This is a genomic window from Streptomyces xanthii, assembly GCF_014621695.1.
In the GTDB taxonomy this organism is placed as follows: Bacteria; Actinomycetota; Actinomycetes; order Streptomycetales; family Streptomycetaceae; genus Streptomyces; species Streptomyces xanthii.
The window spans coordinates 5,798,558-5,820,569 of sequence record NZ_CP061281.1; the positions used below are offsets into that span (position 1 = coordinate 5,798,558).

Annotated in this window: 17 protein-coding genes; 13 read left to right on the top strand and 4 right to left on the bottom strand. The window is 72.1% G+C overall.

Translation table 11 applies throughout. The features are described 5' to 3' along the window. The first annotated feature begins 153 nt into the window (after nucleotides 1–153). Together IAG42_RS26145 and IAG42_RS26150 are read left to right on the top strand one after the other, a co-directional pair. A complete protein-coding gene (locus tag IAG42_RS26145) occupies nucleotides 154–978 on the top strand; it encodes a methyltransferase (RefSeq protein WP_188339401.1) in 825 nt (274 codons plus the stop codon). 275 nt (nucleotides 979–1,253) lie between these two features. Beyond that, nucleotides 1,254–1,667, top strand: a complete 414-nt coding sequence (locus tag IAG42_RS26150; protein ID WP_188339402.1) for a DUF3040 domain-containing protein — start codon at nucleotides 1,254–1,256, stop codon at nucleotides 1,665–1,667. Between the two features lie 221 nt (nucleotides 1,668–1,888). Here the strand turns inward: IAG42_RS26150 and IAG42_RS26155 are convergent, their stop codons facing one another. The 4 genes from IAG42_RS26155 to IAG42_RS26170 all read right to left on the bottom strand — a co-directional run bounded on the left by IAG42_RS26155 (nucleotide 1,889) and on the right by IAG42_RS26170 (nucleotide 7,537). Next, nucleotides 1,889–4,297 carry a transglutaminase TgpA family protein gene (locus tag IAG42_RS26155; protein WP_188339403.1) on the bottom strand — a complete coding sequence of 803 codons (2,409 nt, stop codon included), beginning with the start codon at nucleotides 4,295–4,297 and terminating at the stop codon, nucleotides 1,889–1,891. After that, nucleotides 4,294–5,694 (bottom strand): DUF58 domain-containing protein, encoded by a 1,401-nt coding sequence (locus tag IAG42_RS26160; RefSeq protein ID WP_188339404.1) that lies wholly within the window; start codon nucleotides 5,692–5,694, stop codon nucleotides 4,294–4,296. Before IAG42_RS26160 ends, IAG42_RS26155 begins: the two co-directional genes overlap by 4 nt. Further along, nucleotides 5,694–6,737: an AAA family ATPase gene (locus IAG42_RS26165; protein WP_188339405.1), complete on the bottom strand. Its 1,044-nt coding sequence runs from the start codon at nucleotides 6,735–6,737 to the stop codon at nucleotides 5,694–5,696. The genes IAG42_RS26160 and IAG42_RS26165 overlap by 1 nt, the downstream gene beginning before the upstream one ends. Before the next feature lie 257 nt (nucleotides 6,738–6,994). Then, nucleotides 6,995–7,537 (bottom strand): beta-class carbonic anhydrase, encoded by a 543-nt coding sequence (locus IAG42_RS26170; protein WP_188339406.1) that lies wholly within the window; start codon nucleotides 7,535–7,537, stop codon nucleotides 6,995–6,997. A 312-nt stretch (nucleotides 7,538–7,849) separates the two neighbouring features. Here IAG42_RS26170 and rsmH point away from each other — a divergent pair, with 312 nt between their 5' ends. The 11 genes from rsmH to ftsZ all read left to right on the top strand — a co-directional run bounded on the left by rsmH (nucleotide 7,850) and on the right by ftsZ (nucleotide 22,002). Next, on the top strand, nucleotides 7,850–8,806 hold the full coding sequence (gene rsmH / locus IAG42_RS26175) for a 16S rRNA (cytosine(1402)-N(4))-methyltransferase RsmH (protein ID WP_223206165.1): 957 nt from the start codon (nucleotides 7,850–7,852) through the stop codon (nucleotides 8,804–8,806). 36 nt (nucleotides 8,807–8,842) lie between these two features. Continuing rightward, nucleotides 8,843–9,496, top strand: a complete 654-nt coding sequence (locus IAG42_RS26180; protein ID WP_223206166.1) for a septum formation initiator family protein — start codon at nucleotides 8,843–8,845, stop codon at nucleotides 9,494–9,496. Nucleotides 9,497–9,500: 4 nt separating this feature from the next. Next, the gene (locus tag IAG42_RS26185) at nucleotides 9,501–11,465 is read left to right on the top strand and encodes a peptidoglycan D,D-transpeptidase FtsI family protein (RefSeq protein WP_188339407.1); all 1,965 of its coding nucleotides are present in this window, start codon (nucleotides 9,501–9,503) and stop codon (nucleotides 11,463–11,465) included. Nucleotides 11,466–11,570: 105 nt separating this feature from the next. Continuing rightward, nucleotides 11,571–13,226, top strand: a complete 1,656-nt coding sequence (locus IAG42_RS26190) for a UDP-N-acetylmuramoyl-L-alanyl-D-glutamate--2,6-diaminopimelate ligase (RefSeq protein ID WP_188339408.1) — start codon at nucleotides 11,571–11,573, stop codon at nucleotides 13,224–13,226. Nucleotides 13,227–13,230: 4 nt separating this feature from the next. Further along, nucleotides 13,231–14,652 carry a UDP-N-acetylmuramoyl-tripeptide--D-alanyl-D-alanine ligase gene (locus tag IAG42_RS26195; RefSeq protein WP_188339409.1) on the top strand — a complete coding sequence of 474 codons (1,422 nt, stop codon included), beginning with the start codon at nucleotides 13,231–13,233 and terminating at the stop codon, nucleotides 14,650–14,652. After that, nucleotides 14,649–15,722 carry a phospho-N-acetylmuramoyl-pentapeptide-transferase gene (mraY, locus tag IAG42_RS26200; protein WP_188339410.1) on the top strand — a complete coding sequence of 358 codons (1,074 nt, stop codon included), beginning with the start codon at nucleotides 14,649–14,651 and terminating at the stop codon, nucleotides 15,720–15,722. The genes IAG42_RS26195 and mraY overlap by 4 nt, the downstream gene beginning before the upstream one ends. A gap of 2 nt (nucleotides 15,723–15,724) precedes the next feature. After that, entirely contained in the window at nucleotides 15,725–17,146 is a 1,422-nt protein-coding gene (gene murD / locus IAG42_RS26205; RefSeq protein WP_188339411.1) for a UDP-N-acetylmuramoyl-L-alanine--D-glutamate ligase, read from the top strand. 90 nt (nucleotides 17,147–17,236) lie between these two features. Beyond that, on the top strand, nucleotides 17,237–18,547 hold the full coding sequence (ftsW, locus tag IAG42_RS26210) for a putative lipid II flippase FtsW (protein ID WP_188339412.1): 1,311 nt from the start codon (nucleotides 17,237–17,239) through the stop codon (nucleotides 18,545–18,547). A gap of 6 nt (nucleotides 18,548–18,553) precedes the next feature. After that, entirely contained in the window at nucleotides 18,554–19,642 is a 1,089-nt protein-coding gene (murG, locus tag IAG42_RS26215) for an undecaprenyldiphospho-muramoylpentapeptide beta-N-acetylglucosaminyltransferase (protein WP_188339413.1), read from the top strand. Nucleotides 19,643–19,671: 29 nt separating this feature from the next. Continuing rightward, the gene (locus IAG42_RS26220; RefSeq protein WP_188339414.1) at nucleotides 19,672–20,478 is read left to right on the top strand and encodes a cell division protein FtsQ/DivIB; all 807 of its coding nucleotides are present in this window, start codon (nucleotides 19,672–19,674) and stop codon (nucleotides 20,476–20,478) included. A 297-nt stretch (nucleotides 20,479–20,775) separates the two neighbouring features. Further along, entirely contained in the window at nucleotides 20,776–22,002 is a 1,227-nt protein-coding gene (gene ftsZ / locus IAG42_RS26225; RefSeq protein ID WP_188339415.1) for a cell division protein FtsZ, read from the top strand. Nucleotides 22,003–22,012 lie beyond the last annotated feature (10 nt).

Genomic DNA, 22,012 nt, shown 5'->3' on the forward strand with positions numbered 1-22,012 from the left:
CTGCCGCGGGACCGCCCGGGCGCCGCGGAATCGGCCGGCAGGTGAGCGGTGGACGCGGATGGCGTGGGCGTCCGCCCCGGCCCATTAGGGTGGAGGCGCCCGAACCTGTTCACGCTCCGCCACCAGCCGGAGCCGCGCCGAGGAGTCTCAGCCGTGTCGGACCCGATGCGCCCGCCCGTCTCGTCCCAGCCGCAGCCGGCGCCGCAGCGCGCCGAGCCGCTCCGGCCCCGCGCCGCGCTGCGGACGGCCGTGGTCTGGGACGTGCTCCAGGACGCCCTCGACCGGCGGGCCAAGGCCACGGGCAGCGACACCCTCGACGTCCTCGACACCGGGGGCGGCAGCGGGAACTTCGCGGTGCCCGTGGCCCGCCTCGGCCACCGCGTCACGGTCGTCGACCCCAGCCCGAACGCGCTGTTCGCACTGGAGCGCCGTGCCGCCGAGGCCGGCGTCGCCGACCGGGTGCGCGGCGTGCAGGGCGACATCTCCGGCCTGTTCGACGTCGTCGAGCACGCCGCTTTCGACGCGGTGCTGTGCCACGGCGTCCTCGAGTACGTGGAGGAGCCGGCCGAGGGCGTGCGGCACGCGGTGGACGCGCTGCGCGACGGCGGCGTGCTCAGCCTGCTCGCCGCCGGCCTCGGCGGCGCCGTGCTCGCGCGGGCCCTCGCCGGGCACTTCAAGGAGGCCCGGCAGGCCCTCGACGACCCGGCGGGCCGTTGGGGCGAGGGCGACCCGGTGCCGCGGCGCTTCACCGCCGAGCAGCTCTCCGGTCTCGTCGCCGACGCCGGGGTGGCGGTCGGCGCCGTGCACGGCGTAAGGGTCTTCGCCGACCTCGTCCCCGGAGTCCTCGTGGACACCGAGCCGGGCGCGCTCCAGGAGCTCCTGAAGCTGGAGGCGGCGGCCGCCGAGCTGCCCGCCTTCCACGCCGTGGCGACCCAGCTGCACGTGCTCGGCGAGAAGCGGACGACCGAAGGGGCCTGAGTCACTCCTGTGATCCCGCGCTGATCAGCGGCGCAGCGGCAGACGGAGTACGCGACAGGCCCCCCGATACGGCGCTCGGCGCCGTATGATCGAGGGAGACCGCCGGGCATGACGAGCCGGACGCCGGGGAATGACGCCCCAGTGAGCCGGAGCGGCGCGCGGCGGTCCGCGATGGTGAAGTTGGCGTAGAGGGGCGGGTTTCACGGGGGCGATTCCCTGCCTATCCTGAAGGGGACCCCCGGTCGCCCCGGCGACTGCACGATGAGGAGGACTCCGTGCCGCTCTCGGAGCACGAGCAGCGCATGCTCGAGCAGATGGAGCGAGCGCTGTACGCCGAAGATCCCAAGTTCGCGACAGCGCTTGAGGGAAGCGGGCTGCGTACGTACACCCGACGTCGGGTCTACCAGGCAGTCGCGGGCTTCCTGGTGGGTATCGCGCTCCTCATGACTGGAATGGTCCTCACACAGATCTGGATCAGCGTGGTGGGGTTCCTCGTCATGTTGGGCTGCGCGGTGCTCGCCGTCACCGGTTGGCGCAAGGCGCCCAAGCCGGGTGAACAGCCGGCGGGAGCCGTGCCGGGAGCGCCCGGCGCACCCGCGGCACGACGCCAGGCCCGGCAGAAGCGGTCGATGATGGACCGCATCGAGCAGCGCTGGCAGAAGCGCAGGGACGAGCAGGGCGGCCACTGAGCCGGAGCAGAGCTGCGCGTGCGGGAGGCTCCGCACGCGGAAGACGTGTACGCAGAAGGGTGACCGCCCGCCGGGCGGTCACCCTTTGTGCGTAAGCCACCGCTCCGGTTGTTCGTAAGCCGCAGGTCCGGGTCACCCGCTTCGGTGACGGCCTGTCGGCCTGACCCGGGTGACGGCATGACGAGGGCCCCGGCCGTGATCGGCCGGGGCCCTCGTCATGCTCAGCCCTGCTGGCCGGAGGGACGGGAGCGGACCGCCGCCCAGCGGGTGCGTGCGCTCACCCGGAGGGACTCCCCGCGCTCGGAGAGCGCCCACACCACCCGGACGGCCGAGCGGGGCGCGAGCAGTGCCCGCAGCCGCGTCCGGCGGCTCACCTTCGCGCGCAGCCCGTCGTGCGCCCGCCGCACGTCCTCGCCCAGCCCGGCCACCGGCCGAGGCTGCGGGGCGTACAGCACCTGCTCCACCGCCGAGGCCACGCGCCGCACCGACTCCGCCGCGTCCGGCTCCAGCAGGCCGAGCCGCACGATGCGGGCCGCCGTCCCGCGCGGGGTCTGCGAGTCGTCCGGCGGGATGCCGTGGTCCCACGCTGTGTCCGTCAGCTCACGCCAGGCCGCCAGCGTCCGCCCCACCACGTCCGCGTCCGTACGGCCGGCCGCGCCGAGCCGGCGCGCTCTGATCCGCCGGCGCCACAGCATCGGCAGCATCGGCACCACGAGCACGAGCAGCACCGCCAGCGACACGAGCAGGATCGTGCCGAACGGCGGACCGTCGTCCGAGGAGCCGCCCACCACGGCCGGAGCCGCGCTGTTGCAGCCGCCCTCCTTGCGCTCGATCAGCGAACAGCTCTGGGACGTGGACGGCTCCGCCGCCGACGGAGCCGCCGACGCGTCCGCGCTGGGCGCCGCCGAATCGCTCGGGTCGTCCGCCGGGGTGTCCTCCTGCGTGTACTCGGGGACCGTGCCCCGGGTCGGCGTCGGCTCGAAGCGGGTCCAGCCCACACCCTCGAAGTACAGCTCCGGCCAGGCGTGCGCGTCGCGCAGCCCCACCGAGTACCGGCCCGAACCCTCGGGCGAGCCCGGAGTGAAGCCGACCGCGACCCGGGCCGGGATGCCCAGCGTCCGCGCCATCGCCGCCATCGAGAACGAGAAGTGGACGCAGAAGCCCTCCTTCTCCTTCAGGAACCGGGCGATCGCCGCCGAGCCGCTGCCCGCCGACACCTGCGTGTTGTACGTGAACCCGCCCTCGGCCGCGAACCAGTCCTGGAGCTTCACCGCGCGCTCGTAGTTGTTCGACGCGCCCTCCGTGACCTTGCGGGCCGTGGCGCGCACGACGTCCGGGAACGACTCGGGCACCTTGGTGAACTCGCGGGCGATGTCGGCGGGCGGCTCGCCCGCGTTCGCCAACTGCTGCGGTGTCGGCTGCACGATCAGCGACTTGACCGTGTACTGCTTCCCGCGCGTGGTCTGCCCGTGGTCGCCCACGAGGGTGCGGCCCACCTGCTCGAACCGCCAGCGGCCGTCGATCGACACCTCGGAGGCCGGGTACGGCATCGGCAGCCAGTCCTGGGCGTACCAGTCGGCGGCCGAGATCCGCGTCTCGATCTCCGTGCGCCGCACGTCCGGGCCCAGCCCCGGCGGAGTCGGCAGCTGCGAGGGGACGTCCGTGATGCTGCGCACCGAAGGCCGCCAGCTCGTCCCGTCGAACTCGTCGAGCGCCACGATCCGCATGTACAGGTCCGCGGTCTGCTCCGCGTCCGTCCGGTAGGCGAGGACCTGGCGGTCCTCCGGCTGGTTCAGGCTGTTCTGCAGCGAGACCAGCGGGTTGACCGCCGAGATCGTGCCGCCGCCGCCCGGACCGCTGCCCACGCCCTTGCCGGACGGGCCCAGCAGGCCGCCGTCCAGGGCGGGCAGCGCCAGCGGCACCACCAGGGCGATGCCCAGCGCCAGCACACCGATCCGGCGGCCCGTGCGGACCGGGGCGAGCGCGCCGCCGCCGTCCGCCATCGGGGACCGCCCGCCCGGCCCCGGCCGCCGGGCGCCGCCGAAGACGCGGCCCCACTGCGAGAGCCGGTCCCGGCCCTCGGCGAGCAGGAGCAGCAGATAGCCGCCGGCCGCGAGCAGGAACCACAGCCAGTCCGTGCCGCCCTCCGACAGACCGGCCGCCACCGAGTACAGGGCGAGCAGCGGCAGCCCCGCCGGGGCCGCGCTGCGGAACGTCACGGCCAGCGCGTCCACCGCCAGGCCGATCACCAGCGCGCCGCCGACCAGCATCAGCCGGATGCCCTCCGACAGCGGCGCCGGGATCATGTACCGGCTCACGTCGTCGCCGCCGGCCGCCAGGAGATCACCGAAGTGCCGGATCGCCTCCGGGCCCGGCAGCACCATGCCCAGCGCCTGCTCCCGCGCGAAGACCAGCGTCAGCAGGAGCAGGCTGACCACGGCCTGCACGGTGACCGTCAGCGCCCGCGCGAGCGGCACCCGCCGGGCGGCCGCGCCCACCGCCGCCTGGATCACCAGCAGGATCGCGGCCTGCACGATCCACGTCGACTTGTCGACCAGCGGAAGCAGGGCGCAGGTGGCCAGGAACGTCGCCAGCGTCGCGCTGATCGAAAGTCGCGTACCGCCGCTCATGCCCAGCCCCCACTGCCGCCCTGCGGCGCGGACAGGACGCCCGAGCGCTCCTGGTCCGCCTGCCGCCACATCTCCACCAGGGAGGCGCCCGAGGGCACCGCCACCGCCGTCCAGCCCGCCTCGCGCAGCAGCCGCAGCCGCTCCGCGCATCCGGGCGACAGCTGGGAGCCCGTGCCCTGCGTCCACGCCTCGCTGTCCAGCACGAAGGCCACCGCGCCGCCGCTGCGCCGCCGCATCTTCGCGGCGATCGCGGCCTGCGCCTCGTCCAGGTCGCCGAAGAACGCGATCAGCAGCCCCTCGTTGCCCCCGCGCAGCACGTCGTAGGCGGGGGAGAGGGCCGAGCCGTCGGAGTGGTCGACGACCGCGAGCGTGTCCATCAGCAGGCCAGCCGCGTCCGCCGACTCCTGGCCGGAACCGGTGAACCCGTCACCGCCCTCGCCCGCGACCGCGCCGCCCCGGTCGGTCAGGAGCCGCACCGAGAAGCCCCGCTCGATCATGTGCACCAGGACCGACGCCGCGCCGGACACCGCCCACTCGAAGGCCGAGTCGGGGCCCGCGCCCGCGTAGGCCGCGCCGCGCGTGTCCAGGAGCACCGAGCAGCGGGCCCGCTGGGGCTGCTCCTCGCGGCGCACCATCAGCTCCCCGTAGCGAGCGGTGGAGCGCCAGTGCACCCGGCGCAGATCGTCGCCGTAGCGGTACCCGCGCGGGATCACGTCGTCCTCGCCGGCCAGCGCCAGCGAGCGCTGCCGCCCGTCCCCGTACCCCTTGGCCTCCCCGGACAGCCGCACCGGGGGCAGCGCCTCCACGCGCGGGATCACCGTCAGGGTGTCGTACGAGGAGAAGGAGCGGGTCAGCTCGCACATGCCGAAGGGGTCGGTCAGGCGCAGTTGGAGCGGGCCCAGCGGATAGCGGCCGCGCAGGTCCGAGCGGACCCGGTAGGACACCTCGCGGCGGCCGCCCGCCTCGACCCGGTCGAGCACGAAGCGGGGCCGCGGACCGAGCACGTACGGCACCCGGTCCTGGAGCATCAGCAGGCCGGTGGGCAGCCGCGAGATGTTGTCCATCCGCAGCTGCACCCGGGCCTCCGATCCCGCCGGTACGCGCGCGGGGCTGAGGCGGCGGCTGCCCGCGACCCGGTAGCGGGTGCGGTACAGGACGCCGGCGCAGACCAGGGGCAGCACCGCGAGCAGCAGGCCGACGCGCAGCAGGTCGCTCTGGCCCAGCACATAGGCGCAGACGGCCGCGGCGATGCCCGCCGCGAGGAAGGAGCGGCCGCGTGTGGTCAGTCCGGCCAGCGCGGTGCGCAGCCCGCTGCGGTCGCCCCGGTCCTCACCCGGCCCGTCCGCGTCGGCGAAGGCGCCCCCCGGCCCCGCCGCGTAGTGCCCCCCTGCCGACATCAGATCCTCCGCGAGCCGGGCGGCTGCGCGCCGTACGCCGGAGGCGGTGTGTGGTCGAAGGCGCCCGGCGCGCGCGAGTCGGCGGCCGGGACGGGGGTGCGCTGGAGGATGTCGAGCACGACCTGCTCGGCCGTGCGGCGGTTCAGCTGGGCCTGGGCCGTGGGCAGCAGACGGTGCGCGAGGACGGCGACGGCCAGCGCCTGTACGTCGTCGGGCAGCGCGTACTCCCGGCCGCTGAGGGCCGCGGACGCCTTGGCCGCGCGCAGCAGGTGCAGCGTCGCGCGCGGGGAGGCGCCGAGTCTGAGGTCCGGGTGGGTGCGCGTCGCGGCGACGAGGTCGACCGCGTAGCGCCGCACGGGGTCGGCGACGTGCACCGAGCGCACCGCGTCGACCAGCTTCACGATCTCGTGGGCGTGCGCCACCGGCTGCAGGTCGTCGAGCGGCGAGACCCCGCCGTGCACGTCCAGCATCTGCAGCTCGGCCTCCGCGCTCGGATAGCCGATGGAGACGCGGGCCATGAAGCGGTCGCGCTGCGCCTCGGGCAGCGGGTACGTGCCCTCCATCTCGACCGGGTTCTGCGTGGCCACCACCATGAAGGGGCTCGGCAGTTCGTAGCTCTTCCCGTCGATGGTGACCTGGCGCTCCTCCATGGACTCCAGGAGGGCGGACTGGGTCTTCGGCGAGGCCCTGTTGATCTCGTCGCCGATCACGATCTGGGCGAAGATCGCGCCGGGCTTGAACTCGAAGTCGCGCCGCTGCTGGTCCCAGATGGACACACCGGTGATGTCCGAGGGCAGCAGGTCGGGCGTGAACTGGATGCGGCGCACCGAGCAGTCGATGGACCGCGCGAGCGCCTTGGCCAGCATCGTCTTGCCGACGCCGGGGACGTCCTCGATGAGGAGGTGTCCCTCGGCGAGCAGCACCGTCAGCGAAAGCCGTACGACCTCCGGCTTGCCCTCGATCACGCTCTCCACCGACCTGCGCACCCGCTCCGCGGTGGTGGTCAGATCAGTGAGGCTCGCTCGATCGTCATAGGTCGTCACCCGGCCCTCCTCGGCCCGTACTTTCCGGGCCGACGCTCTGCGATGCGGACCGGCCCACCCCGAAACACGGACACCGCGCGCGAAAGGTTCCGTAGCTCACGCGGGGTGCCACCCCCGCATTCTTGTTGGCGTTACCGGTTCGTGTCACTCGCCTGTGGACAACTGGCCGCGATATGTCAGGGCTTACAGCCTTTTGAGGGGAACACCTGAGGATCGGGAACCCCGGGCGGGAGCCCGGGATCCTGTGTCGGCGCCGCTCAGGCGGGGGTGATCTCCCGCAGCCGGCCCGTCTTCACGTCGAACACGAAGCCGCGCACATCGTCGGTGTGCAGCAGGAACGGAGAGGTGCGCACCTTCTGGATCGACTGGCGCACGTCCTGGTCCACGTCGCGGAAGCCCTCGACGGCCCAGCTCGGGCGCTGGCCGACCTCCATCTCCAGGTCGTGCCGGAAGTCGTCGGACAGACCCTCCAGGCCGCAGTTGGTGTGGTGGATGAGGACCACGCTGCGGGTGCCCAGGGCGCGCTGGCTGATGGTGAGCGAGCGGATCACGTCGTCGGTCACGACCCCGCCCGCGTTGCGGATCGTGTGACAGTCGCCGAGCTCGAGGCCGAGCGCGGCGTGCAGGTCGAGACGGGCGTCCATGCACGCGACCACCGCGACGTGCAGCACGGGACGGGCGTCCATGCCGGGGTCGGAGAACGCGGAGGCGTACTGTCCGTTCGCCTCGACGAGGCGGTCGGTCACGGTGCCGTCGGCCGCTATGGCGCCTTCGGAGGGGAGGGATGCGGAAGTCGTCATGGTTATGAAGGTAGTGCTCACAGGTGCCGCGGGCCTCCTGTGAGGGAGGACAAAGAACATGATCGCGCCTTGTTGTGAGCTAACCCACAGGAGTGCCCGGACCTCGACCGCTCGGGTGATTTCGGCCTGTATGCGGCTTCGGCTCGACCCGGCCCGCGACGCGCAGGCCGGTTGATTGACCGAGCCCCGCCGTGGACTAAAGTGACGCCGAACCCCATTGACGAAGCAATACGGAGATCCCGGCGCCGCCGGACGCTCCCCGCGTGCGCGGCACGTACGTACGGCCCGCCACGCCGGACCTGAGAGGGCCTCTTGAGTCAGCGACACGTCCCGGTCATGCTCCAGCGCTGCCTGGACATGTTGGCCCCGGCTCTGGCCCAGCCGGGAGCGGTCGTCGTCGACTGCACGCTCGGCCTCGGCGGACACAGCGAAGCGCTGCTCTCCACCTTCCCCTCCTGCCGGCTCGTCGCGCTCGACCGCGACAAGGAGGCCCTGCGCCTGTCCGGCGAGCGCCTCGCCCCCTTCGGCGACCGGGCCACCCTCGTGCACGCCGTCTACGACGAACTGCCCGAGGTGCTCGACCGCCTGGGCATCCCGCGCGTCCAGGGCGTCCTGTTCGACCTCGGCGTCTCCTCCATGCAGCTCGACGAGGCGGACCGCGGCTTCGCCTACGCGCAGGACGCGCCCCTCGACATGCGCATGGACCAGACGACCGGCATGAGCGCCGCCGAGGTCCTCAACACGTACCCGGCGGGCGAACTGGTGCGGATCCTGCGCCAGTACGGCGAGGAGAAGCAGGCCAAGCGGATCGTCTCGGCCATCGTGCGCGAGCGCGACAAGGAGCCGTTCAGCAACAGCGCGCGGCTCGTCGAGCTGATCCGCGACTCCCTGCCGCAGGCCGCCAAGCGCACCGGCGGCAACCCGGCCAAGCGCACCTTCCAGGCCCTGCGCATTGAGGTCAACGGCGAGCTGAGCGTCCTGGAGCGAGCCGTTCCGGCCGCGGTGAAGGCGCTCGCGGTCGGCGGCCGGATCGCCGTGCTGTCCTACCACTCGCTGGAGGACCGGCTGGTCAAGCAGGTCTTCGCGGCGGGCGCCGCCAACACCGCGCCGCCCGGCCTGCCGGTGGTCCCCGAGCAGTACCAGCCGCGGCTCAAGCTGCTCACGCGCGGCGCCGAACTCCCCACGGAGGAAGAGGTCGCCGAGAACCGCCGGGCCGCTCCGGCACGGCTGCGGGGTGCGCAGCGCATCCGCGAGGACGTCCAGGGATGAACGCCGAGTGAGGCACGCGCGCGTGGAGGGGTGGGCATGAGTGCGGCGAACGGCTCGAAAGGACCCGGGGCTTCCCGGGGACCCCGGGGCGGCACGGGAGCGAAACCCTCCCGCGGCGCGCCCGGTCCGCGCGGCTCCTCGGGCGCGACCCCGCCGCGCACCGGCGCCGCCCGCCTCGCCCGCTTCCTGCCCGTCGCCCCGTCCGGCGGCGCCCAGGCCGCCCGTACCCCCTTCGTCCTCCTGGTCGTGCTGCTGCTCGGCGGCGGCCTGATCATGCTCCTGATGCTGAACTCCTCGCTCAACGAAGGATCGTTCAGGCTCAGCAAGCTCAAGAAGCAGACCACCGAGCTCACCGACGACGAGCAGGAACTACAGCGCGAGGTCGACTCCTACTCCGCGCCCGACGCCCTGCTGCGCCGCGCCCGCGAGCTCGGCATGGTGCCCGGCGGCGACCCCGCCTTCCTCAGCCCCTCCGGCATCGTCAAGGGCGCCCCGAGCCCCGCCTCCGCGCCCGCGCCCGTGCGCCGCCCCGCACCACCCCCGGCCACGCCCTCCGGAGCGCCGAGCCCGAGCACCAGCGCGTCCCCGCAGACCCCGCAGAAGCCGACGCAGAAGCCGACGCGGTCACCGGACCCGACGCCGACGGCCCCCGCGTCCACGGCCCCCGCACCCTCGACCTCCGGCAGGTGACGCCATGACCGACAGGGAGCCCCCGCGCCGCCGGGTGCCCGGCCCCGCGCGGCCGCCCGGCACCGGCCGCCCCGCGCAGCAGCGCCGCCCCGCCCCGGCCCCACGCCCCACCGCCCGCCGCCCGCGCCCCGCGTCCCCCAGGGGATCCGCGCCGCTGCGCCTGGGCAGCCCCCGGCCCCGGCTGCGCATGGTGAGCCTCGGCCTCACCCTCGTCCTCCTGGTCTTCGTCGTACGCCTGCTGCAGGTGCAGGGCGTCGACGCCGACGCGTACGCCGCCAAGGCCGAGCTGAACCGCTACGTCAGCCACACCATCGCGGCCGAGCGCGGCGGCATCACCGACCGCGGCGGCGTCTCGCTCGCCACCAGCGTCGACGCGTACGACATCACCGCCGACCCGACGCTGTTCACCGAGAAGATCACCGGGGTGAAGGACGCGCCCGAGCAGGCCGCGGCGCTGCTGGCGCCGATCGTCGGCGTCGAGGCCGACACCCTCGCGAAGCGGCTGCGCACCAAGGACACCCGGTACGTGCGGCTCGCCGCGCGCCGCACCCCGCAGGTCTGGAAGCAGATCAAGGACCTCCGCTCGGCGCTCAACGAGAAGGCCAACGCCGAGGGCCGCGAGGCGGGCGTCCTCGCCGGTGTCCTCGCCGACCCCAGCAGCAAGCGCGTGTACCCCAACGGGGACCTGGCCGCGGGCCTGCTGGGCTGGGTCAACGCCGCGGGCAAGGGCGGCGGCGGCCTGGAGCAGCAGCTCGACAAGGAGCTCGCGGGCAAGGCGGGCAAGATCCGCTACGCCCAGTCCGGCGGTCAGCAGGTGCCGACCGCGGGCAGCACCGAGCAGCCCGCCGTACCCGGCGCCGACGTGGAGCTCACCATCGACCGCGACATCCAGTGGGCCGCCCAGAAGGCGATCACCGAGCAGGTCGCGAAGTCCAAGGCCGACCGCGGCTACGTGATGGTGCAGGACACGAGGACCGGCGAGGTCCTCGCGATGGCCAACGCGCCGGGCTTCGACCCCAACGACCTGTCGAAGGCGAACCCGTCGGCGCTCGGCAACGCGGCGCTCCAGGACGCGTACGAGCCCGGCTCCACCGCCAAGGTCATGTCGATGGCGGCGGTCCTGGAGGAGAACGTGGCCACCCCGGCCACCCACGTCACCGTGCCCAACCGGCTGCACCGCGGCGACCGGCTCTTCCAGGACGACATCGACCACCCGACCTGGCACCTCACGCTCAACGGCGTGCTCGCCAAGTCCAGCAACATCGGCACGATTTTGGCCACCGGCGAACTCGGCAAGACCCAGTCCGCCGCGAACCGCACGCTCTACTCGTACCTGCGCAAGTTCGGCATCGGCGAGCAGAGCGGGCTCGGCTTCCCCGGCGAGACGGCCGGCATCCTCGCCCAGCCCGCCAAGTGGTCCACCTCGCAGCAGTACACGATCCCGTTCGGCCAGGGCTTCTCCATCAACGCGATCCAGGCCGCCTCCGTGTACTCGACCATCGCCAACGGCGGCGTCCGCGTGGAGCCCACCCTGGTGCGCGGCACCACCGGACCCGACGGCAAGTTCACGCCCGCGCCCGCGCCGAAGAAGACCCGCGTGGTGAGCCCGAAGACCGCGCGGACGGTCGCCCAGATGCTCGAATCCGTCGTCGACGACGAGGAGGGCACCGGCACCAAGGCCCGCATCCCCGGCTACCGCGTGGCCGGCAAGACGGGCACGGCCAACCGCGTGGATCCGGCCACCGGCCGCTACAAGGGCTACACGTCCTCGTTCGCCGGTTTCGCCCCCGCCGACAAGCCCCGGATCACCGTCTACTGCGCCATTCAGAACGCCACGAAGGGAAGCTACTTCGGCGGCCAGATCTGCGGCCCCATCTACAAGCAGGTCATGGAGTTCGCCCTGAAGACCCTTCAGGTGCCGCCCACGGGCGCCAAGTCCGCGCGGCTCCCCGTCACTTTCCAGCCATGATCCGCCATGACACGCCGTGACCGGCCGCCCGCCGGTCGTGATCACAGCCGTCGCCCCGCCCCGTGAGAACCGCCCGAAGCCCCGCGAGAACAGCCTGAAGAGCCCGTGACTACCATCACCCCCGATCCAGGGAACCAGCCCGCGCCACGCCCCTCGCTTCGCTCGGGGGCCGGTGCGCCCGGTACGCTCACCGCCGTGCCACACGCTGATCAGTCCCAAACCACCCAGAAGGGCGCACCCGTGACATATCCCGGGCCGCCGCGGCCGGTCGAGGTCTCCGCCACACCCCTCGCGGAACTCGCCGATCAGCTGGGTGTCGCCGCACCAGCGCAGGCCGCCGAGATCACCGGCATCACCCACGACTCCCGTGCGGTGCGCCCCGGCGACCTGTACGCCGCCCTGCCCGGAGCCCGCGCCCACGGCGCCGACTTCGCCGCGCAGGCCGCCTCCCTCGGGGCGGTCGCCGCGCTGACCGACCCGGCGGGCGCCGCGCGCGTCACCGAGGCCGGACTCGTGCCGCTCGTCGTGGAGAACCCGCGCGGCCGCATGGGCGAACTCGCCGCCACCATCTACGGCCGGCCCGGCAAGGACCTGCTGCAGATCGGCATCACCGGCACGTCCGGCAAGACGACCACCGCGTACCTCGTGGAGGGCGGCCTCAAGAAGGTCCGCTCGACCGGGCTCATCGGCACCGTCGAGATGCGCATCGGCGACGAGCGCATCAAGTCCGAGCGCACCACCCCCGAAGCCACCGACCTCCAGGCCCTGTTCGCGGTCATGCGCGAGCGCGGTGTCGACGTCGTCGCCATGGAGGTCTCCAGCCACGCCCTCGTGCTCGGCCGGGTCGACGGCTGCGTCTTCGACGTCGCGGTCTTCAACAACCTCAGCCCGGAGCACATGGAGTTCCACTCCGACATGGAGGACTACTTCCGGGCGAAGGCGCAGCTGTTCACGAAGGCGCGCAGCAAACAGGGCGTCGTGAACTACGACGACGAGTACGGGCGCCGCCTCGTCGAGGAGTCCGAGGTCCCGGTCGTCACGTTCTCCGCCGAGGGTCACCCGGACGCCGACTGGCGCGCCGAGGACGTCGAAGTCGGGCCGCTCGGCTCCACCTTGACCGTCGTCGGCCCCAAGGGCGAGCGGATCACCGCCAAGGCGCCGCTGCCCGGCCCTTTCAACGTGGCGAACACCGTCGCCGCGATCGTCACCCTCGCCGTCGCCGGCATCGACCCGCAGACCGCGGCCGACGGCGTCGCCGCCGTCCCCGGGGTGCCGGGCCGCCTGGAGCGGGTGGACGCCGGCCAGAAGTACCTGGCCGTCGTCGACTACGCCCACAAGACGGACGCCGTCGAGTCCGTCCTCAAGGCGCTGCGCAAGGTCACCGAGAACAAGCTGCACATCGTCCTCGGCTGCGGCGGCGACCGGGACCGTACGAAGCGGATGCCGATGGGCGCCGCGGCCGCGCGGTTCGCCGACACGGCCATCCTCACCTCCGACAACCCCCGCGGCGAGGACCCCCTCGCGATCCTCGCCACGATGCTCGCGGGCGCCGCCGACGTGCCGGCGCACGAGCGCGGTGAGGTCCAGGTCTTCGAGGACCGGGCCGCCGCCATCGCCGCCGCCGTCGCGCGCGCCGAGCCCGGCGACACGGTGCTCGTCGCGGGCAAGGGCCACGAGCAGGGCCAGGACATCGCCGGGGTGGTGCGTCCCTTCGACGACCGCCAGGTGCTTCGCGAAGCCATCGAGCAGACCCAGGGATGAAGTTGTGATCGCCCTCTCCCTCGCCGAGATCGCCTCAGCCGTCGGCGGGCAGACGTACGACATACCGGACGAGTCGGTCCGGGTCACCGGGCCGGTCGTCATCGACTCGCGCAAGGTCGAGGCCGGCAGCCTGTTCGCGGCCTTTGCAGGTGAGCGGGTCGACGGCCACGACTACGCGCGCCAGGTCGTCGACCAGGGAGCGGCCGCCGTCCTGGCGTCCCGCCCCGTCGGCGTGCCCGCGATCGTCGTCGACGACGTCCAGGCCGCGCTCGGCGCGCTCGCCCGGCACGTCGTGGCCCGCCTCGGCGCGACGCTCGTCGCGCTGACCGGCTCGGCCGGCAAGACCAGCACCAAGGACCTCATCGCCCAGGTGCTGCGGCGCAAGGCCCCCACGGTCTTCACGCCCGGCTCGTTCAACAACGAGATCGGCCTGCCGCTGACCGCCCTCTCCGCCACGGACGACACGAAGTTCCTCGTCCTGGAGATGGGCGCCCGCGGCAAGGGCCACATCCGGTACCTCACCGGCCTCACCCCTCCCAGGGTGGGCCTCGTCCTCAACGTCGGCACCGCGCACATCGGCGAGTTCGGCGGCCGCGAGCAGATCGCGGAAGCGAAGGGTGAACTCGTCGAGGCGCTGCCCGCCGACGGCACCGCGATCCTCAACGCGGACGACCCGCTGGTGCGCGCCATGGCCTCCCGTACGCGGGCGAAGGTGCTCCTCTTCGGAGAGGCCGCCGACGCCGACGTACGCGCCGAGAATGTCCGGCTCACGGAGAACGGACAGCCCGCCTTCAGCCTTCACACACCCACCGGGTGCAGCGAAGTGACCTTGCGCCTGTACGGTGAGCACCACGTGTCGAACGCGCTCGCCGCGGCCGCCGTCGCCCACGACCTTGGCATGTCCGTGGAGGAGATCGCCCTCGCGCTCTCCGAGGCGGGCACCCTGTCCCGCTGGCGGATGGAGGTCACCGAGCGTCCGGACGGCGTCACGATCGTCAACGACGCCTACAACGCGAACCCCGAGTCCATGCGAGCCGCCCTGCGCGCGCTCACGGCGATGGGCCAGGCCCGACGGGCCGCGGGGGGCCGTACGTGGGCGGTGCTCGGGCAGATGGCCGAGCTCGGCGACGAGTCGCTGGCCGAGCACGACGCCGTCGGACGGCTCGCCGTCCGGCTCAACGTCAGCAAGCTCGTGGCAGTCGGGGGCAGGGAAGCGTCCTGGTTGCAACTGGGCGCCTATAACGAGGGTTCGTGGGGTGAGGAGTCGGTGCACGTGTCCGACGCACAGGCGGCGATCGACCTGTTGCGCAGCGAGCTGCGCCCGGGAGACGTCGTGCTCGTGAAGGCATCCAGGTCGGTGGGCCTGGAGAGCGTGGCACAGGCGCTGCTCGACAGCGGCATCGACGCCGGGGCTGATGCCCGATGATGAAGCAGATCCTCTTCGCGGGTGTGATCGGCCTGTTCCTGACCCTGGTCGGGACGCCGCTGCTCATCAAGCTGCTGGCCCGCAAGGGCTACGGCCAGTACATCCGGGACGACGGCCCGCGCGAGCACCACGCCAAGCGCGGTACGCCGACGATGGGCGGTATCGCCTTCATCCTGGCGACCCTCATCGCGTACTTCCTCAGCAAGCTGATCACCGGCGCGGCCCCGACCCTGTCGGGCCTGCTGGTGCTCGGCCTGATGGCGGGCATGGGCCTGGTCGGCTTCCTCGACGACTACATCAAGATCGTCAAGCGGCGTTCGCTCGGCCTGCGGGCCAAGGCCAAGATGGCCGGACAGCTGATCGTCGGCATCGCCTTCGCGCTGCTCGCCATCAACTTCGCGGACGTGCGCGGCAACACCCCCGCCTCCACCAAGCTCTCCTTCGTGGAGGACTTCGGCTGGACGATCGGCCCGGTGCTCTTCGTGGTCTGGGCGCTGTTCATGATCCTCGCGATGTCGAACGGCGTGAACCTCACCGACGGCCTCGACGGCCTCGCCACCGGCGCCTCCGTGATGGTCTTCGGCGCCTACACCTTCATCGGCGTCTGGCAGTTCCAGGAGTCCTGCGCCAACGCGCAGACCCTCACCAACCCGGCCGCCTGTTTCGAGGTCAGAGACCCACTCGATCTCGCCGTCGTCGCCTCCGCGTTGATGGGCGCCTGCTTCGGCTTCCTGTGGTGGAACACCTCGCCCGCCAAGATCTTCATGGGTGACACCGGCTCGCTCGCCCTCGGCGGCGCCCTGGCCGGTCTCGCGATCTGCTCGCGCACCGAGCTCCTGATCGCGCTCCTGGGCGGCCTGTTCGTCCTCATCACGATGTCCGTGGTCATCCAGGTCGGCTCCTTCAAGATGACCGGAAAGCGCGTCTTCCGCATGGCGCCGCTGCAACACCACTTCGAACTCAAGGGCTGGTCCGAAGTCCTCATCGTGGTCCGCTTCTGGATCATCCAGGGCATGTGCGTGATCGTCGGACTCGGCCTCTTCTACGCAGGATGGGCAGCCAAGAAGTGACCATGCCCCAGGATTCCTGGAACGGCAAGCACATCACCGTCGCCGGTCTCGGCGTGAGCGGCCTCAGCGCCGCCCGCGCCCTGGCCGGCCTCGGCGCGTCCGTGACCGTCGTCGACGGCGGCGACAGCGAGACGCACCGCGAGAAGGCCGCCCTGCTCGCGGACGAGGGCATCGCCGTACGGCTCGGGGACGCCGAGACGCTCCCCGAGGGCACGGAACTCGTCGTGACCTCCCCGGGCTGGAAGCCCTCGTCGCCGCTCTTCGCGGCGGCCGCCGCGAAGGGTGTCGACGTCGTCGGCGACGTCGAGATCGCCTGGCGGCTGCGCGGCCCGGACGCGGCCCCCTGGCTCGCGATCACCGGCACCAACGGCAAGACCACGACGACCCAGATGCTCGCCTCGATCCTGGAGGCGGCGGGTCTGCGCACGGCGGCCGTCGGCAACATCGGCACCCCGATCGTCGACGTCGTCCTCGAAGGCGACGACGCTTATGACGTGTTCGCCGTCGAGCTCTCCTCGTACCAGCTGCACTGGGCGCCCTCCCTGCGCGCCCACTCCGGCGCCGTCCTGAACCTCGCGCCCGACCACCTCGACTGGCACGGCTCCATGGAGGCGTACGCCGCCGACAAGGGCCGCATCTACGAGGGCAATCAGGTCGCCTGCGTCTACAACGTCGCGGACAAGGCCACCGAGGACCTGGTCCGCGAGGCCGACGTCGAGGAGGGCTGCCGCGCCATCGGCTTCACCCTCGGCACCCCCGGCCCCTCCGAACTCGGCGTCGTCGACGGCATCCTGGTGGACCGGGCCTTCGTCGAGAACCGGCAGAAGAACGCCCAGGAGCTCGCCGAGGTCTCCGACGTCAACCCGCCGGCCCCGCACAACATCGCCAACGCCCTCGCGGCGGCGGCCCTCGCCCGCGCCTTCGGCGTCGAGCCCCAGGCCGTCCGCGAGGGACTGCGCAACTTCACGCCGGACGCGCACCGCATCGCGCACGTCGCCGACGTCGACGGGGTCGCGTACGTCGACGACTCCAAGGCGACCAACACCCATGCCACGCAGGCCTCGTTGGCCGCGTACGAGTCCATCGTGTGGATCGCCGGCGGCCTCGCCAAGGGCGCGACCTTCGACGAGCTCGTCACCGGCGCCGCGAAGCGGCTGCGCGGCGTCGTGCTCATCGGCCAGGACCGCGCGCTGATCCGCGAAGCCCTGGAGCGACACGCCCCGGAAGTCCCGGTGGTCGACCTCGAGCGGACCGACACTGGGGCGATGTCGGCGGCGGTGCAGGAGGCGGCACGGCTCGCCCGCCCGGGCGACACCGTCCTGATGGCCCCGGCCTGCGCGTCGATGGACATGTTCACCAACTACAACAAGCGTGGCGAGGCGTTCGCGGCAGCGGTCCGCGAACTCGGCGCCACCAGCGTCTGACGGGACCCCCGGGTGCCCGGTGACGCCGGGCACCCTCGGGAGGGGACGTGGCAGCGTTGACGGAAGGCTCAGGGGCTCGGGGGAGCGGCAATGCCCGGTAGTGCCCGTACGACCAAGCGCCCCGCCGCACCGCCCCGCAGGACCAGCAAGGTCTACCGGGCCCGCGCCAACCCCGTGCGCACCTTCTACGGGCGCGCCCGCCGCGCCTGGGACCGGCCGCTCACCGCGTATTACCTGATCCTCGGCGCCGCGTCCCTGCTCACCGTGCTCGGCCTCGTGATGGTCTACTCGGCGTCGATGATCACGGCCCTGCAGATGGGCCTGTCCAGTTCGTACTTCTTCCGCAAGCAGTTCGTCGCGGCCGTCCTCGGCACGATCCTGCTGCTCGTCGCGATGCGGATGCCGGTCAAGCTGCACCGCGCGCTCGCCTACCCGATCCTCGCCGTCAGCGTCTTCCTCATGGTCCTCGTGCAGATCCCGGGGATAGGAGTGTCGATCAACGGCAATCAGAACTGGATCTCGCTCGGCGGCCCCTTCATGCTCCAGCCCAGCGAGTTCGGGAAGCTGGCGCTCATCCTGTGGGGCGCCGACCTGCTGGCCCGCAAGCACGACAAGCGGCTGCTGACCCAGTGGAAGCACATGCTGGTGCCGCTGGTCCCCGTCGCCTTCCTGCTGCTCGGACTCATCATGCTCGGCGGCGACATGGGCACCGCGATCCTTCTCACAGCCATCCTGTTCGGCCTGTTGTGGCTGGCCGGCGCCCCCACCCGGCTCTTCGTCGGGGTGCTCGCGGTCGCCGGCGCCATCGGGATCATGCTCATCAAGACCAGCCCGAACCGTATGGCGCGCCTGGCCTGTCTGGGCCGTGCCGACGCCGGGCCCGACGATCTGTGCTGGCAGGGACTGCACGGGATCTACGCCCTGGCCTCCGGCGGACTCTTCGGTTCCGGCCTGGGGGCGAGTGTGGAAAAATGGGGTCAACTTCCCGAAGCGCACACCGACTTCATCTTTGCCATCACCGGTGAGGAACTGGGCCTGGCGGGGACGCTGTCGGTGCTCGCCCTGTTCGCGGCTCTAGGCTATGCGGGTATCCGCGTGGCCGGACGCACGGAGGACCCCTTCGTTCGATACGCCGCGGGTGGCGTGACGACCTGGATCACGGCGCAGGCCGTGGTCAACATCGGTGCGGTGCTCGGCCTGCTGCCGATCGCCGGAGTCCCGCTCCCGCTGTTCTCGTACGGGGGTTCGGCGCTGCTGCCGACCATGTTCGCCGTAGGACTTCTGATCGCGTTCGCGCGGGACGAACCGGCGGCGCGGGCGGCCCTCGCCATGCGGCAGCCACGGATGAGATGGAACACGATGCGACGGCGCGCTCAGGCGCGTTCGTCCGGAGAGCGGTGAATTTCGGTGCATGTCGTACTCGCCGGTGGGGGGACCGCCGGCCACATCGAGCCGGCGCTCGCCCTCGCGGACGCCCTGCGCAGGCAGGACCCGACCGTGGGGATCACGGCGCTCGGCACGGAGCGCGGCCTGGAGACCCGTCTCGTACCGGAGCGCGGCTACGATCTCGCGCTGATCCCCGCCGTACCCCTGCCGCGCAAGCCCACCCCTGAACTGATCACGGTCCCGGGGCGGCTGCGCGGCACCATCAAGGCCGCCGAGCAGATCCTCGAGCGCACCAAGGCCGACGCCGTCGTCGGCTTCGGCGGCTACGTGGCCCTGCCCGGCTACCTCGCCGCCAAGCGGCTCGGCGTGCCGATCGTGGTGCACGAGGCCAACGCCCGGCCGGGTCTGGCCAACAAGATCGGCTCGCGGTACGCGGCCCAGGTCGCGGTCTCCACGCCCGACAGCAAGCTGCGGAACGCCCGCTACATCGGCATCCCGCTGCGCCGCACCATCGCGCTGCTCGACCGGGCCCAGATGCGCCCGGAGGCCCGTGCCGCGTTCGGCCTCGACCCGAACCTGCCGACGCTGCTGGTCTCCGGCGGCTCGCAGGGCGCCCGGCACCTCAACGAGGTCGTCCAGCGCGTCGCCCCGCTGCTCCAGCAGTCCGGCATCCAGATCCTGCACGTGGTCGGCCCGAAGAACGAACTGCCGCAGGTCCAGCAGATGCCGGGGATGCCCCCGTACATCCCGGTACCGTACGTGGACCGGATGGACCTCGCGTACGCCGCGGCCGACATGATGCTCTGCCGCGCGGGCGCGATGACCGTCGCCGAACTCTCCGCCGTCGGACTCCCGGCCGCCTACGTCCCGCTGCCCATCGGCAACGGCGAACAGCGGCTGAACGCCCAGCCGGTGGTCAAGGCCGGCGGCGGCCTGCTGGTCGACGACGCGGAGCTGACCCCCGAGTGGGTCCAGGGCAACGTCCTGCCCGTCCTCGCCGACCCGCACCGGCTGTACGAGATGTCCCGCGCCGCCTCCGAGTTCGGCCGCAGGGACGCCGACGACCTCCTCGTCGGAATGGTGTACGAGGCGATCAACTCGCGTCACTAGCGGACGTGCGGATGTGAAGGCAGGGGAGCGTGGCCAAGGCGACCACCGCGGACCGCGGCGAACGCGACAGGACCGGGACGCCCGAACCGCCCCCCGCCCCCACGAGGGTGCGCATGCCGAGGGTGCGCACCCTCGTCGTGACCGGAGTGCTGCTCGTCCTCGCCGTGGCGGGCGGCATCTGGCTCCTCTACGGCTCCCAGTGGCTGCGTGTGGACCGCGTGACCACCTCGGGCACCGAGGTCCTGACCCCGGCCGAGGTGCGGGACGCGGCCGCCGTGCCGGTCGGCGCCCCGCTGGTCTCGGTCGACACCGACGCCATCGAGGCCCGGCTGCGGCGGAAACTGACGCGGATCGACTCGGTGGACGTCGTCCGTTCCTGGCCGCACGGAATCGGGCTGAAAGTGACGGAACGCAAGCCGGTTCTTCTCAGTGAAGACACCAGAAATTCGGGCAAGTTCGTCGAAATTGACCGTAAAGGCGTCCGTTTCGCGACGGTCGACAAGGCTCCCGAAGGTGTTCCCCGCCTCGAATTGACGCCGGATCACAGCGGCGCCGCGGCCAGTCTGCGCCGCTTCGGCCCCGACCGGCTGGTGCGGGAGGCGGTGCGCGTCGCGGGGCAGCTCCCGCCGGGAGTCGCGCGCGACACCCGGAATCTCAAGGTCCGTTCGTACGACGCCATCTCGCTGGAGCTCACCCGGGGGCGGGTCGTCGAGTGGGGAAGTGCCGAGAAGGGCGCGGCCAAGGCGCGTGCACTCGTCGCTCTCATGAAAGCAGCCCCGAAGGCCCGGCACTTCGACGTGAGTGTCCCCACCGCCCCGGCCTCGTCGCGGAGTTGACGCTCATCGGCGCAGGCCAGCACCCTGGTTGGGCAGCGCTACGGCTGATCACATAGGGTGAAAAGAAAAACGGGAGGTTCGGCGTGTTCGTTGAACGGGCGCCACTTGTCGACTTAGTGTCAGGTTCGGAAGAGTCCAGGAAACAGACACACTGGTAACCCTAAACTTCAGCGTTAGGGTTCGGGTCGGCAGTCGACTAGTACTCAACTAGTGGTCCGGACCGTCCCAATTCGGCATCAGTCGTCGCACCGTAGAAGCGAAGCGGCGACACGTAACTCGAGGCGAGAGGCCTTCGACGTGGCAGCACCGCAGAACTACCTCGCAGTCATCAAAGTCATCGGTGTCGGCGGCGGTGGTGTCAATGCCATCAACCGGATGATCGAGGTCGGTCTCAAGGGCGTCGAGTTCATCGCCATCAACACCGACGCGCAAGCCCTGTTGATGAGCGACGCGGACGTCAAGCTCGACGTCGGCCGTGAACTCACCCGCGGACTCGGCGCCGGAGCCAATCCGGCCGTCGGACGCAAGGCGGCCGAGGACCACCGCGAGGAGATCGAGGAGGTTCTCAAGGGGGCCGACATGGTCTTCGTCACCGCCGGTGAAGGCGGCGGCACCGGCACCGGCGGCGCACCCGTCGTGGCCAACATCGCGCGCTCGCTCGGCGCCCTCACGATCGGCGTGGTCACCCGCCCGTTCACCTTCGAGGGCCGGCGCCGGGCGAACCAGGCGGAGGACGGCATCGCCGAGCTCCGCGAAGAGGTCGACACCCTCATCGTCATTCCGAACGACCGGCTCCTGTCCATCTCGGACCGGCAGGTCTCCGTCCTCGACGCCTTCAAGTCGGCGGACCAGGTCCTGCTCTCCGGTGTCCAGGGCATCACCGACCTCATCACCACCCCGGGTCTCATCAACCTCGACTTCGCGGACGTCAAGTCCGTCATGTCCGAGGCGGGTTCGGCCCTCATGGGCATTGGCTCGGCCCGCGGCGACGACCGCGCCGTGGCCGCCGCGGAGATGGCGATCTCCTCGCCGCTCCTCGAGGCGTCCATCGACGGCGCCCGCGGCGTGCTGCTCTCCATCTCCGGCGGCTCCGACCTCGGCCTGTTCGAGATCAACGAGGCCGCCCAGCTGGTCAGCGAGGCCGCGCACCCCGAGGCGAACATCATCTTCGGCGCCGTCATCGACGACGCCCTCGGCGACGAGGTGCGGGTCACCGTGATCGCCGCCGGCTTCGACGGCGGCCAGCCGCCGAACAAGCGGGACAACGTGATCGGTTCGGCCTCGGCCAAGCGCGAGGAGCCCGCCCCGGCCTCGCGTCCGGCGCCGGCCCCCGAGCCCTCGCGCCCGAGCTTCGGCTCGCTCGGCAGCGTCACCCCGCGGGAGGAGCCCAAGGCTCCGGAGCCCGTCGAGGCCGCGCCGGTCAACGAGGCGCCGGCCGTCCCGGTCACCCCGCCCCAGGTGCCCCGGCCGTCCTACCCGGACAGCCAGGCCGAGGAGCTGGACGTCCCGGACTTCCTGAAGTGACGTTCCTGGG

Coding starts and splice junctions, on each gene's coding strand:
- IAG42_RS26185 (WP_188339407.1), top strand. CDS start 9,501: ATGACCGACAGGGAGCCCCCGCGCCGCCGGGTGCCCGGCCCCGCGCGG.
- IAG42_RS26155 (WP_188339403.1), bottom strand. CDS start 4,297: ATGAGCGGCGGTACGCGACTTTCGATCAGCGCGACGCTGGCGACGTTC.
- IAG42_RS26180 (WP_223206166.1), top strand. CDS start 8,843: ATGAGTGCGGCGAACGGCTCGAAAGGACCCGGGGCTTCCCGGGGACCC.
- ftsW (WP_188339412.1), top strand. CDS start 17,237: ATGCCCGGTAGTGCCCGTACGACCAAGCGCCCCGCCGCACCGCCCCGC.
- IAG42_RS26160 (WP_188339404.1), bottom strand. CDS start 5,694: ATGTCGGCAGGGGGGCACTACGCGGCGGGGCCGGGGGGCGCCTTCGCC.
- IAG42_RS26170 (WP_188339406.1), bottom strand. CDS start 7,537: ATGACGACTTCCGCATCCCTCCCCTCCGAAGGCGCCATAGCGGCCGAC.
- mraY (WP_188339410.1), top strand. CDS start 14,649: ATGATGAAGCAGATCCTCTTCGCGGGTGTGATCGGCCTGTTCCTGACC.
- murD (WP_188339411.1), top strand. CDS start 15,725: ATGCCCCAGGATTCCTGGAACGGCAAGCACATCACCGTCGCCGGTCTC.